The following is a 13,093-nucleotide window of genomic DNA, read 5'->3' as shown; positions in this document are numbered from 1 at the left end:
GCGCTGTCACAACGCCGCTCCCGACATGAGGGCGCTGACAAAGTGCTGCACCGGACGCGGATGGCACAGGAAGTCCGCGTGGGAAATGTTGTAGCCGTAGGCGCCAGCCAAGGGCAACACCAGCAGGTCACCCACCTCGGCACCTTGCAGCGCGCGGCCCCGGCTCAGCACGTCCTTGGGCGTGCACAGCTGGCCCACCACGGTCCAGGTCTTTGCGGTGTCGGGTTGAGGCTTGCGCCGGCGCGGCAAGTGAATGACCGGATGATCATGACTCTGGGCCGCTGGCAGGCGGAACTGATGGGTCCCCCCACGGCAGACCAGGAAGTGCTCGCCATGACTGCTCTTGGCGTCCAGCACTTCGATCACGTAATAGCCACAGCATGCGCTGATGAAACGCCCGGGTTCGAAACGCACCACGGGCGGCTGTTCATGGGTGGCCAGGGACTTGCCCAGGTGCCGGCACAGCCGCTGCCAGTCGAACCGCTGCCCGGTCAGGTAGTCGACGCCAATGCCGCCACCGACATTCAGGTGGGTCGGCTGCCCATCCCCTGTCGCCAGCGACTTCCATTCAATCCAGCGTTGCAGATAGAAATCCAGCAACTGCTCGTGACGCTCCACCGAGTTCTGGTGGGACATCGCGTGCACATGGAAACCCTTGAGGCTCAGGTGGCTGAAAGCCTGCACCCGCCGTACCGCTTCAGGCAGCTCGGCTTCATCGATGCCAAAAGGGGTTGCGGTGCCGGCCATCGCCAACTTGCTCGACAGGGTCGATGGCAATTGCGGGTTGATGCGGATGAACACCGGCTGGACGCGGCCCGCCCGTTGCGCGAGACGTTGCAAGCGGTCGATTTCATTGAGGCTTTCCAGGTGGATGGCCTCGACCTGGCTTTGCAGAGCGGCCTGCAGGTCCGAGTCGAGTTTGCCAGGGCCGGAAAACACGTAGGGCTTGTGTATCGGGCACGCCATGACCCGGTCGATTTCACCGCCGGAGGAAATCTCGAAGCCGCTGACCAACGGGGCCAGCGCCTCAAGTATCGGCGCTTCGCTGTTGGCCTTGATCGCGTAATACAACTCCACACCGGCAGGCAGCGCGGACATGACCTCACTGACGTGACGGGTCAGCGCGTCCAGGTCGTAAACGAACAGTGCCAACGGGTCTTCGCTGCTGCGCCGGGCGCCGTCGATGGCGGCCATCACCGTTTCGGGCAGATCAGGCATAGCGCACCTCCGTACCCCAGGGCGAACGCAGGCTGACGTAACCGGCCTGGCGGTCGGCCTTGGCGGCCAGACGGACCTTCAAGTTGGTTTTGCAGGGAATCGACTCGCCGGCAATCAGCGCATCCAGTTCCGGCGCGGGCCGGACCAGTTCCTCACGGATGCTGCGCAGTTGCCGCGCGACCCGCTCCCACATCAGCGGTGCCAGGCGCGGGCGCTCCCAGCTCAGGGCCAGCACCGCCTCGGACAGGTTGTTGACCAGCAGGCAATAAGTGATGCGGCTCCAGCCTTGTTCACGGCTATAGAGCAACGATTGGCGCACGCGGGGATGCAGGCCGATGTCGATACCGGCCATGCCCAGCTCTTCGGTCAGCTTGACCCCTTCGAAGTCCCGTAGCAGCAGTTGCTGCGGCTGACCGTTGTCGTGGATCAGCACGCTGTTCTGCAGGTGCGGCTCCATCACTACGCCGTGGTTGAAGAACAGTGCCAGCACCGGGCGCAGCAACAGCGCCTGGTAGCGGTCGAACCAGTCCAGCAACTGCCCGTCGTCCAGTGCGCGGCCGTTGATGGCGTGCAGGAACTCATGGACCAGCGGCTGGGAATGAATGTCCCGGGCGAACAGCGTACCGGCCATGACGCTGACGTCGGCACCGGCGTGGCGGCAGAAGTTCTCCCGCAGAATCGCCCCGGTCTGTTCGCGGAACCAGTGGCCGTCGGCTTCGCTGGCGTGTTTCGGTGCCCAGCTCAACGAGCCCGGCTCTGCCACCGTGGACAGCCCGCCCAGGGTGTGCGGCTGGGTCTGCTGCAGGCGCTGGAACAACTGGTCGATGATCAAGGTGCTTTCCAGTTCATACCAGGCGTTCTTGCGCACGCAGTTGGTAATGCGCACGTTCAACGACCCCTTGATGAAATAGTCGTGCCCTTCGATGTACCAGGTGCGCATCGACGCCGTCGGGCTGGCCAATGCGCCGGTGGCGCCCAGGTCTCGCAATTCGCCCAGCTCCAGCAACTGCTGCACCCGTCGGTCCTGCACGAACAACTGCGCCTGGACCGGATGCAGGCAGATGATCGCCCGGCCCGGCTGCGCGCCGCCCTGGTCGGCGAACCCGGCCAATACCTGCTCTTCGGTCAGCCCGTTGGCGGAAATGCACAGCCCGTCGCGCGGCACCTCGAACAGATGCAGCGCCGTGCGGGCCTGGAACTCCGGGGCGTAGGTTTCCTGGGCCAGGTGGGCAGGCCACAACCGCGCCTTGGGTGCCGGATGGTTCGGATGGCCGAACCACAACCCCTGCTCGCTGGCGAGGTAGTTGCTCAGCGGCGCAGGTCCCTCCCCGTCCATGTTGTGGGCGACGATGGCGGCGGTGAGGGATTGGCTTTGCAGCACCTGGGCCAGCAATTCATCGTTGCTGGCGCGGGTCATGTGCTCACAGGCGCCGAGCAATCGGGCGACGAATTCGGGAAACGCCAGGTGGCACCACGGCGCATCGCCCTGGCGCGCATAGACATCGGACAGGTAGCGATGGCTGCCGAGACGGTCGCGACGATCCACCATCACGAAGAACTGCTGGCCGTTGGGCAGGCTGATGGTCAGGGGAATGCCCTTGAATTGCAGCCCTTCCAGATAACTTCCGGGCGCGATGCCCTGCATATCCTCGGGCCAGTGATAGTCGAGGCAGTTTTCCGGCAGTGCGAACTCTTTGATCAAACAATTGAGCAAGGCACGGGTGCTCGCCAATTCACTGACGCGACGGGATAAAACAATACGATCAGAATGTTGCATAGTTGCTCCTCGTAACCCACGGGTTACGGATGACTTCATGTCTGGGCAAGTTCAAAACGCATTTAGCGAACACAACAGTTGCCCGCCCCTCCGATAATCGGAAAGTGCTTAATGCTGTTTATCTAGCGATGGATAAGGCTTACAGCGTCACGCCCATCGTTGGGCTATGGGTTTAATTGCGCTCTTGCAAAAGTGCCGCTTGCAGGGCCATTTCAAATCGTTCGAGCACAAGGGCGCACTGTTGGTCGTCGATGATCAACGGCGGCAACAGACGGATCACGTTGCCTTGGCGCCCCCCTCGTTCCAGTAACAACCCGTGGTCGAAGCACTGTTTCTGGATGGCGACGGCCAGGGAAGGGTCTCCCGGGTGGCTGTTCAACCGATCAGGCGCCTGGCGTTCGTCGACGATCTCGATCCCCAGCATCAACCCGCGCCCCCGAACCTGGCCGAGGGCCGGGAAGCGTTGCTGCAGTTCCACCAGTCGAGTCTTGAGCCAGTTTCCACGGCGCTCGGCCTGGGCGGGAAGATTCTGTTGCTGCAAAGCGTTGAGCGTGGCCAGCCCCGTGGCCATGGCCATCTGGTTGCCACGGAATGTCCCGGTGTGAGCGCCCGGCTGCCAGGCATCGAACTCACGCTTGAAGCCCAGCACAGCCAGCGGCAGCCCGCCGCCCACTGCCTTGGACATGACGATAACGTCCGGCTCGATCCCGGCGTGCTCGAAGGCAAACATCTTGCCGGTACGACCGAAGCCCGCCTGGACTTCATCGACGATCAGCAGGATGCCGTGCCGCTGGGTCACCTCGCGGATACGGCGTAACCAGCAGGTTGGCGCGCAGTTGACGCCGCCCTCGCCTTGCACGGCCTCCAGGATCACCGCCGCCGGCAGCGAAACGCCGCTTTCCACGTCCTCGATGAACTGGGTGAAGTAATGGGACAGCGCTTCGACACCGGCTTCGCCGCCGATACCCAGCGGGCAACGATATTCATGGGGATACGGCATGAACTGCACGCCCGGCATCAAGGACGCCACGGCGTCTTTCGGCCCGGTATTGCCCGTTACCGCCAATGCGCCGTGGGTCATCCCATGATATCCACCGCTGAAGCTGATGATGTTGCTGCGCCCGGTGAAGGTCTTGGCCAGCTTGAGCGCCGCCTCCACGGCATCCGCGCCGGAGGGCCCACAGAACTGCAGGCAATAGTCACGCCCCTGGCCCGGCAGCAGGCTCAGCAGTTTTTCACTGAAGGCATCTTTCTGCGCAGTGGTGAGGTCCAGGGTGTGCATCGGCATGCCCGAGGCCATGAAATGATCGATGCTGGCGATGATGTCTTCATGGTTGTGGCCCAAGGCCAGGGTCCCGGCTCCGGCCAGGCAGTCGAGATAGGTCCTGCCTTCCACATCCGTCACCCACACGCCGCGAGCCTTGGCAATCGCCAGCGGTAACTTGCGTGGATAACTACGAACATTGGATTCGAATTGGCCTTGGCGGCCCAGATAATGAGCATTGTCTTTCGGCAAGGATTCGATGCGCGCAACGCTTTGGTTCAACATGAGTAATCAGCCCTGATAAGTCCCGACATGCAAATTATTATCATTCGCTGATCAGTGCAATATGTAATTGCAAATAAAAAACAAGCAGCGACAGACGTCAAAGTTGATTAATCGACAGGCAGGAGATATCGCTCGAATTAAATCGAGTGATTAAGAAAAAATCCATCATTAGAGGCGCATTGATATCGATGCGAAAGGTTTAATAAGTCGGTTTTTATATCGAGTAAGTTACTCCGTTAATTGCACATTAATATCAACCAATATCAAAACGATATAAAGCTCCAGCATAAACAGCTCCTTCCATGGAGCTGTTTGCGGCTTAGAAATCGACGGTAGCCGACAGAAGGTAGGTGCGCGGGGTCGACAAGGTCAGGCCAGGCTCACTGTCATCCGAGGCACCGGCCGAGGCCCAGTAGTTTTTGTTTGCCACGTTTTCGATATTGGCTCGCAAGGTGATGTTTTTCTCATCGACCTTGAAGCCATAGCGTGCACCGACGTCGAGGCGCACCCACGAATCGATTTCCTTGTCGTTGGACTGATCCAGGTACTGCGAGCTGGAATAGATGCCGCGACTGGTCAAGGTCAACCCCTGCACAGTTGGCACGTCCCACTCGGCACCCAGGTTGACGTTGTATTTCGGGGTGGCAGGTGCGCGGTTGCCGTCGAAGGCGCCGCCGGTGGTGTTGGTCAGTTCGCTGTCGATGTACATCACGCCACCGAGCAAGCGAGTGCCTTTGACGGGCTCGCCGAACACGCTCAATTCCACACCGGTGTTCTCGCGCTTGCCGTTCGGGCCGAAGACGCGTGTCGTGGCGTCGGTCGCGTAAGCCGGCTGCTTGATTCGAAACAGAGCGGCGGTGAGGGCGAACGGACCAGCGTCGTACTTGGCCCCCACTTCGACCTGCCGACTGATAAACGGTGGAAAGATCTCATCCTCGTTAACTGAAGTAGACGGCGCGATCTTGCCCTGGCTCAGGCCTTCCATATAGTTGGCGTACAGCGACAACTTATCGGTGGCCTTGAACAGGATGCCGCCCGACGGCGAAACCTTTTCCTCATCGTAGGCGGTGTCGCCCTTGACGTCGTTCGACCAGTCATCGACCTTGACCCGCTGCCAGCGCGCGCCGAGGGTCAGCAGCAACCGATCATCGAAGAAACCCAACGTGTCGGACAGCGCCACGCCACTGAAACGATTCTCGGTGTAGACCTTGTCGTCCTGGCGCGTCGGGTTGCTTGGCGTCGGCGTGTCCACCGGGTCGTACAGGTTGCTGCGACCATTGGCATAGCGTGCGCCGCCATTGGTGAAGTCCATGTAGAAATAGCTGGCGGCCAGGTTGACCTCATGACTCACCGGGCCCGTATGGAACCAGTTGCGCACCCCTGCATTGGCCGTCTGGACATTCTCATCCCGGGTAAAGTCGCGGGGGGAAACGGTGAAATCGCCCGCCGCGTTGGTAACCGAAACGGCGTGCCGGAGAAAGTCATGATTGCTTTTGCGCGCGCCCACGCCGCCGTACAGCATGGTCGAGTCACTGACGTCGTACTCGGCGCTTACCGTGCCGAACGTGTCCTTGGTGCGTGCCTTGCTCCAGGACTGCGCATAGTTGCTGCGCACGTCGCTGGCATGGGGAACCGGCGCAGCGGCGGCAACCTGCACGCGCTCTTGCGGGGCATCGGTGTCGCGTTCGGTGTGGCCGATGTCCGTGGAGAGACGCAGGCGCTCACCGCGGAAATCCAGGCCCAGCACGGCCATGTCGCGATCCACGCTCTGGTGATCCCATTCGGTATCGCCGGACTGCTTCACGCCGTTGAAGCGGATACCAAACTTGTTGTCTTCACCGAAACGCCGGCCGACGTCCACGGCACCGCCGAGCTGGTTGTTGGACGCATAGCTGCCGGTGAACGAGGCGATGGGCTTGTCGGTGGCACGTTTGGGCACCACGTTGATCCCGCCCCCTACGCTGCCCCGCGGCGAAATGCCATTGATGAGCTGGCTCGGTCCCTTGAGGATGTCCACGCGATCAGCCATTTCCATGTCGATCGAATAGGTTGGCAAGACGCCGTACAAACCGTTGTAGGAAACGTCGCTGTTGAACAGGCTGAAACCGCGAATGGTGAACTGCTCATACCGCCCACCCGCCGGGTTGGTCGAACGCACCGAGGGGTCACTGTTGATCAGGTCACCCAGGGTACGAGCCTGCTGGTTCTTGACCGTCTCGCTGGTGTAGGTGGTCATGCTGAACGGCGTTTCCATGAAATCACGGGAGCCGAGCAGGCCTTGGGAACCACGACGGGCGACCTGGCCGCCGGCATACACCTCGCCCTCCTGCGAACCGGCAGCGCCGAGAATCGAGGTGGGTGCCAGTTGCAGGCTGCCGCCTTCCGGCGCCGGGCTCAGGATGTAGGCCTGTTCACCCACCGGTTGCAATTGCAGGCCTGAGCCCTGCAACAGCCGGGCAAAGCCCTCCTCCACACCATATTCGCCGGAGAGCCCGGCGCTGTTGCGACCGCTCACCAGGGTCGGGTCCACCGAGAGGTTGACGCCCGCCACCCCGGCAAAGCGGGTCAACGCCGCGCTGAGGCTGCCGGCCGGAACCTGATAGCTGCGCCGGGCCGCCTCTTCGGCGTAGCTGGATGAGATGAAAAACGGGCTGGCGCCCAGGCTCAGCATGACACTCAGGTTCAACAGCGGACGCCAGCCGGCAAAGGCCGGGCGAAAACGCAAAGGTACGACTGCGGACATTGGAAGGAGCTCTCGTTTTTGTGCACTTGCCTTGAATGACAAGCGAGACAAAAAAAGGGGACAGGCTTCAGGCAATATTTTTACGAAGCGTCAAGGTGACCCAATAACGAGTGCGTGCCTGTACATCCAGCGGCAGGCTGGCGCAGAGCACCTGCAGGACTCGATCGGTGTTTTCCAGGCGAAAACTGCCGGTGACCCGCAGCGCCTCCACGGCCTCGTCCCAGCGCAACACACCCGGACGATAACGGCCCAGCTCGCGGAGAAAGTCACCCAGCGGCTGGTTCTGTGCCATGAGCACGCCGTCACGCCAACCCGGTTGCGCGACGTCGAACGTGCCCACTGGCCCGCGCCTGCGGACTGGAGATTGACCTGCTCACCCTGATCCAGCCTCAATGAAGGGCCGTGCAGCGGTTGCAACTGTGCGGCACCACTGAGCACCGAAACCCGACAACCCCGCTCTCCCAGGCGCACGCAGATTTCGCCCCGGCTGACGGTGATCAGCCCATAGGACGCCTGGACGGCCAATGGCGTGACGCCGCTGACCTTCAGGGCCATCTCGCCTTGCACCAGCACCAGGCGCCGGGCCTTGAGGTCCAGGTCCACGGCACTGTCGGTGTTCAACTGCAAGGCGCTGCCATCGACCAGCGACCAGCGTCGCTGTTCACCCGTGGCGGTGTGCAGGTCGGCGCGCCAGGCCTCCAGCGGCAGCTCCCGCCCCAGCATCCAGGCAGTCGGTACCAGTGCAGCCACGCTCAATGCACGCTTGAGTACGGCACGTCGTGATATGGACGGGCGATCCAGGGTTGCCATGCCCAGCGAAGCCGGAACCCCTGCAAATCGCTGGCGCAGTCGCTGGGCCTTCTGCCAGGCGGCCTCGTTGTGATCGCTGCTGTCGCGCCAGCGTTGCAGACCGGCGGCATCGAACTCGTTGCCGCCAAATTCCATCATGGCCAGCCAGCGAGCAGCTGCCCGGGCAACGTCCCGGGCTTCAGGCGAAGGTGCCGGGCGAATCAAAAGTCCACCAGCAGGCAATGCTCATAAGCCTGGGCCATGTAGCGCTTGACGGTACGTTCGGACACCTGCATGCGCTCGGCGATCTCGCGGTAGCCCAGCCCTTCCAGCTGGCTCCACAAAAAAGCCCGACGCACCCGTGGCGGCAGACCATCGAGCAATTCGTCCAGGGCTTGCAGGGTTTCGAGCAGCAACCAGCGTTGTTCCGGAGACGGTACGCATTCTTCGGGCAGGCTTGCCAGCGCATCAAGGTAGGCCTGTTCCAGGTTGCGACGGGTGTAGAAATTGCTCAGCAGTCGCTTGCCGACTGTCAGCAGGTAGGCGCGGGGCTCATGCAGGTCAGCCAAGGGCTGAGCGCTGGACAATACCCGCAGGAAGGTATCCTGACGCAGGTCCGCCGCATCCCAGGCATTGCCCATGCGCCGTCTCAGCCAGCTTTCCAGCCAGCCGCCATGATCGCGGTACAACGCATGGAGGGGGTGCTCCTTTGGCGTAGCTGCATCAAACATGTCAAGAAGCCCTGCGCATGGAGTGTCTTAAATGAGACTGATTCTAATTAAGGTTCTCAGGCTAATCCAAGTCCTTTGTGCAGGAAAATGTGTAGATGCTGGGAAACCAGGGCTTTGGAACGCCGTTTTCCTGTGCGCAAAAAAAGAAAAAAGCGCCCTTGGGATCAAGGGCGCCGGTTTGCGAATTGATTCCGGCCCAGCAGATCGAACTGCTGCGCCAGCCCCGGCCCGGACGGGGCCTGTAGTTGCCATTGAATCTGTGGGAGCAAGGCTTGCCCGCGATGAGGGCGCCTCGGTTTCGTGGCAAACCGCATTGACTACATCGCGGGCAAGCCTTGCTCCCACAGGAACCTGTTGCGCAAAAAGGCTCAATGCCCGCGAATGTAATGTTCCAATTGCCGGATCAGATCAGCCTGTTCGACGAGGGCCTCTTTCACCAGGTCGCCAATTGACAGAAGGCCGATCAACTGTCCGTTATCCAGCACCGGCAAGTGCCGCAGATGACTGTCGGTCATGACCTCCATGCAGCGCTCGATGCTCTGCTGGCTGTCAGCGGTGATCACCGGCGCACTCATGACGGTGCGCACGGCCGTCCCTACCGATGAACGTCCGTGCAGGACCATTTTTCGTGCGTAGTCGCGTTCGCTGAACACCCCTACGACGTACCCGTCTTCAATCACCGGCAAGGCACCGACATTCTTATCGGCCATGATCTGCAACGCTTCGAGCACCGTCTGATCAGGTGCGATGCAGTGCACCTGCTGGTGCTGCACACTTTTGAGTCTCACCAGTTGAGCGGCGGTTTTCATTGCAAATTCCCGGTTTGAATTAATGGCTCCCACAGGGTGCTCACATGGCCTTAAGCCTTGTTATGGCGCTTCACCAATCTCCACCACATCACCATTCAACCGCACCGGCCACACCCGCAGGCTCTGCTCCGGGTATTCCAGGCAATGGCCGTCTTCCAGGCGGAAATGCTGCTTGTACATCGGCGAGGCAATCACCAAGTCGCCCTTGATGCTGCCCAAGAGGCCGCGGCCGATGACATTGGCGCCCGACTTGGGGTCGCGGTTGTCGATGGCGTACAGCGGCTTGTGCTGCTGCTCGGGCAAGTACAGCAGCGCAACTTGGCTGCCGTCGTGCCAAGCGACCACGCCGGAGTTGGCGACCAGGTCATCACGGCTGCACAGGGCGCGCCATTGCACAGGGGCTTGGGCAACAGGAATACGAACGACGTTTGACTGGCTCATCAGAGCACCTCCTCGGTGACGGGAATCAGGTGAAGTTCGCCGGCATGAACCGGCCGGCGCTGGCCACGTTCCCTGACGAAATGAACGTCCGGATCGCCGCGCCCGTCGTTGACGAACGTGCGGAAACGCTTGAGTTTGTCCGGGTCCTTGAGGGTGTTGGCCCATTCGCATTCGTAGCGGTCGACCACCAGCTGCATCTGGGCTTCGAGCTCAGCGCCCAGGCCCAGGCTGTCGTCGATGATCACGTCCTTGAGGTAATCCAGGCCGCCTTCCAGGCTTTCGCGCCAGACCGAGGTGCGTTGCAGCTTGTCGGCGGTGCGGATGTAGAACATCAGGAAACGGTCGATGTAGCGGATCAGCGTCTCGTCATCCAGGTCGGTGGCGAACAGTTCGGCATGACGTGGACGCATGCCACCGTTACCGGCCACGTAGAGGTTCCAGCCCTTCTCCGTGGCGATCACACCGACATCCTTGCTCTGGGCCTCGGCGCATTCGCGGGTGCAACCGGATACCGCGAACTTGAGCTTGTGCGGCGAGCGCAGGCCCTTGTAGCGATCCTCCAGGGTCAGCGCCATTTGCACGCTGTCCTGCACGCCGTAGCGGCACCAGGTGCTGCCCACGCAGGACTTCACCGTGCGGGTCGACTTGCCGTAGGCATGGCCCGTTTCAAAACCGGCTTCGATCAGCTCGGCCCAGATGTCGGGCAACTGGTGCAACTGGGCGCCGAACAGGTCGATGCGCTGGCCGCCGGTGATCTTGGTGTAGAGGTCGTACTTCTTCGCGACCACGCCGATGGCGATCAGTTTGTCGGCGGTGATTTCCCCACCGGCGATGCGCGGCACCACCGAATAGGTGCCGTTCTTCTGCATGTTCGCCATGAACGTGTCGTTGGTGTCCTGCAACGGCACCAGGGACGGGTCCAGGATCGGCTGGTTCCAGCACGACGCCAGGATTGAGCCCACCGCTGGTTTGCACAGGTCGCAACCGGTGTGGCCGCGACCGTGCTTGGCCAGCAGTTCATCGAAGCTGATGATGCCTTCGACCCGTACCAGCGCGTACAGCTCCTGGCGGGTGTAGGCAAAGTGTTCGCACAGGCTCTTGTCGACGCTGACGCCACGGGCAATCAGTTCGTGCTCGAACACCTGCTTGACCAGGGCGGCGCAACCGCCGCAACCGGTGCCGGCCTTGGTGTCGCACTTGAGCTGTCCCAGATCGGTGCAACCATTGTCGATGGCTGAACAAATCGAGCCTTTGGTGACGTTGTGGCACGAGCAGAGGGTCGCCGCAGCAGGCAACGCGGCCGGGCCCAGCGTCGGCGCGCCTTCGGAGGTCGGCAGGATCAGGCTGGCCGCGTCCTTGGGCAGGGCGATGCCGTTCTGCATGTATTGCAGCAAGGTGTCGTAGTAGCTGTTGTCACCCACCAGCACCGCGCCGATCACGCGCTTGCCGTCGGCGTCCACCACCAGGCGCCGGTAGCTGGCGCTGGTTTCGTCGATGAACTGGAAGCTGCGCGAGCCCGGGGTGTTGCCATGGGCGTCACCGATGGAACCTACATCCACGCCAAGCAACTTGAGCTTGGTGGACATGTCCGCGCCGGTGAAGGCTTCGGCGTTCTCGCCGCACAGCTGGGCGGCGACGTTACGGGCCATCTGGTAGCCCGGTGCGACCAGGCCGAAAATGCTGCCGTTCCAGGCCGCACATTCGCCGATGGCGTAGATGTCCGGGTCGCTGCTCAGGCAATGGTCATCGATCACCACGCCGCCGCGCGGGCCGATCTGCAGGTCGCTCTGGCGTGCCAAGGCATCCTGGGCACGGATACCGGCGGAAAACACGATGAGGTCGGTTTCCAGGAAGTCGTCGTTGCCGAAATTCATCCGATAACGGTATTGCTCGCCGGCGCTGATGGACTGGGTGCCCTTGGACAGGTGCACGCCGACGCCCAGCGACTCGATGCGGGCCTTGAGGGCCAAGCCGCCCTGGGTGTCCAACTGCACCGGCATCAGCCGCGGGGCGAACTCTACGACATGGGCTTCCAGGCCGAGGGTCTTGAGGGCGTTGGCCGCTTCAAGGCCCAGCAGCCCCCCCCCGACCACCACGCCACGGCGGGCATTGTTGGCGGCGGCACGGATTGCATCGAGGTCTTCCAGGGTGCGGTAGACCAGGCAGGAATAACCCTCGGCGCCTTCGATGGGCGGCACGAACGGGTAGGACCCGGTGGCGAGCACCAGTTTGTCGTAGCTGATGCGTTCCTGGGCGGTGACGACCTGGCGGGCCTCGCGGTCGATTTCCAACACCGGCACGCCCAGGTGCAACGTCACGCCCGGCGTCTGGTACAGCGCGGCTTCGCCGAGGGCCAGGGACTCGGCATCGCGGCCGGAGAAATACTCGGACAGGTGCACGCGGTCATAGGCACGCATCGGCTCTTCGCTGAAGACGTGCAGGCGATAATGATTAAGCGCACCGCGCTCGATCAGTTGCTCGACGCAGTGATGGCCGACCATGCCATTGCCGATCACGATCAGCGTTTGCAGCTTGTTCAGAGACGCAACGTTGGAGTTCATAAAAGCACCCGACAAAAGCCCATCACGATTTTGAAAGCAAAAAAAAGACGCCTGAAACCTTGCGGTTCCAGGCGTCTTTGCCTGTTCTGTGCGGTATCGACCCGGCGACTGCGCCCCGATCTACCGATATCCCCCGGCCTGATGGCGCTCGATCTTCGTTGACCGACGGGGCTGCCCACTCGATTGTGTTCGCGGTGGGCCTGAGCAGTGTCTTGCAGCGAGCGTGCCAACCCGCTGATTTCACCCTCGTGCACAGGCTTTAGCCCCTGCTGGCGTGGGTTTGCAGGCGGTGGTGTCGTGCCTGCCTGCGTAGGATGCACAAGCCAATGACTGCCTTGCCATGGTGCGGTGCGGTACTGCTGGCTTCATAAAAGTGCAGTCTGTGGGAGCGGGCTTGCTCGCGAAAGCGGTGGGTCAGCTTGCAGGGATGTTCGATGTGCCGACCCCTTCGCGGGCAAGCCCGCTCCTATCAAAC

At 61.8% G+C, this 13,093-nt stretch carries 8 protein-coding genes and 1 pseudogene; all 9 read right to left on the bottom strand.

The window, feature by feature from the left end; genetic code table 11:
* Positions 1–6: 6 nt before the first annotated feature.
* Positions 7–1,218 carry a type III PLP-dependent enzyme gene (locus J7E36_RS23010; RefSeq protein WP_215008273.1) on the bottom strand — a complete coding sequence of 404 codons (1,212 nt, stop codon included), beginning with the start codon at positions 1,216–1,218 and terminating at the stop codon, positions 7–9.
* Positions 1,211–2,995, bottom strand: a complete 1,785-nt coding sequence (locus J7E36_RS23005) for an IucA/IucC family protein (RefSeq protein ID WP_215008271.1) — start codon at positions 2,993–2,995, stop codon at positions 1,211–1,213. The genes J7E36_RS23010 and J7E36_RS23005 overlap by 8 nt, the downstream gene beginning before the upstream one ends.
* 172 nt (positions 2,996–3,167) lie before the next feature.
* Entirely contained in the window at positions 3,168–4,544 is a 1,377-nt protein-coding gene (locus tag J7E36_RS23000; RefSeq protein WP_215008269.1) for a diaminobutyrate--2-oxoglutarate transaminase, read from the bottom strand.
* Between the two features lie 319 nt (positions 4,545–4,863).
* Positions 4,864–7,287, bottom strand: coding sequence for a TonB-dependent receptor (locus tag J7E36_RS22995; protein ID WP_215008267.1), 2,424 nt, complete (start codon positions 7,285–7,287; stop codon positions 4,864–4,866).
* A gap of 67 nt (positions 7,288–7,354) precedes the next feature.
* A pseudogene (locus tag J7E36_RS22990) lies at positions 7,355–8,301 on the bottom strand (FecR domain-containing protein).
* Positions 8,298–8,807, bottom strand: a complete 510-nt coding sequence (locus J7E36_RS22985) for a sigma-70 family RNA polymerase sigma factor (RefSeq protein ID WP_215008265.1) — start codon at positions 8,805–8,807, stop codon at positions 8,298–8,300. Before J7E36_RS22985 ends, J7E36_RS22990 begins: the two are co-directional and overlap by 4 nt.
* 368 nt (positions 8,808–9,175) lie before the next feature.
* Entirely contained in the window at positions 9,176–9,616 is a 441-nt protein-coding gene (locus tag J7E36_RS22980; protein ID WP_215008263.1) for a CBS domain-containing protein, read from the bottom strand.
* Between the two features lie 60 nt (positions 9,617–9,676).
* Entirely contained in the window at positions 9,677–10,057 is a 381-nt protein-coding gene (gene nirD, locus J7E36_RS22975; RefSeq protein ID WP_215008261.1) for a nitrite reductase small subunit NirD, read from the bottom strand.
* On the bottom strand, positions 10,057–12,618 hold the full coding sequence (gene nirB, locus J7E36_RS22970) for a nitrite reductase large subunit NirB (RefSeq protein ID WP_215008259.1): 2,562 nt from the start codon (positions 12,616–12,618) through the stop codon (positions 10,057–10,059). The genes nirD and nirB overlap by 1 nt, the downstream gene beginning before the upstream one ends.
* Between the last annotated feature and the right edge of the window lie 475 nt (positions 12,619–13,093).

The organism is Pseudomonas fluorescens (genome assembly GCF_018614775.1).
Taxonomy (GTDB): Bacteria; Pseudomonadota; Gammaproteobacteria; order Pseudomonadales; family Pseudomonadaceae; genus Aquipseudomonas; species Aquipseudomonas fluorescens_BY.
Note: the sequence above shows the minus strand (reverse complement) of the source record. Positions and strands in the feature narration are given on the sequence as shown.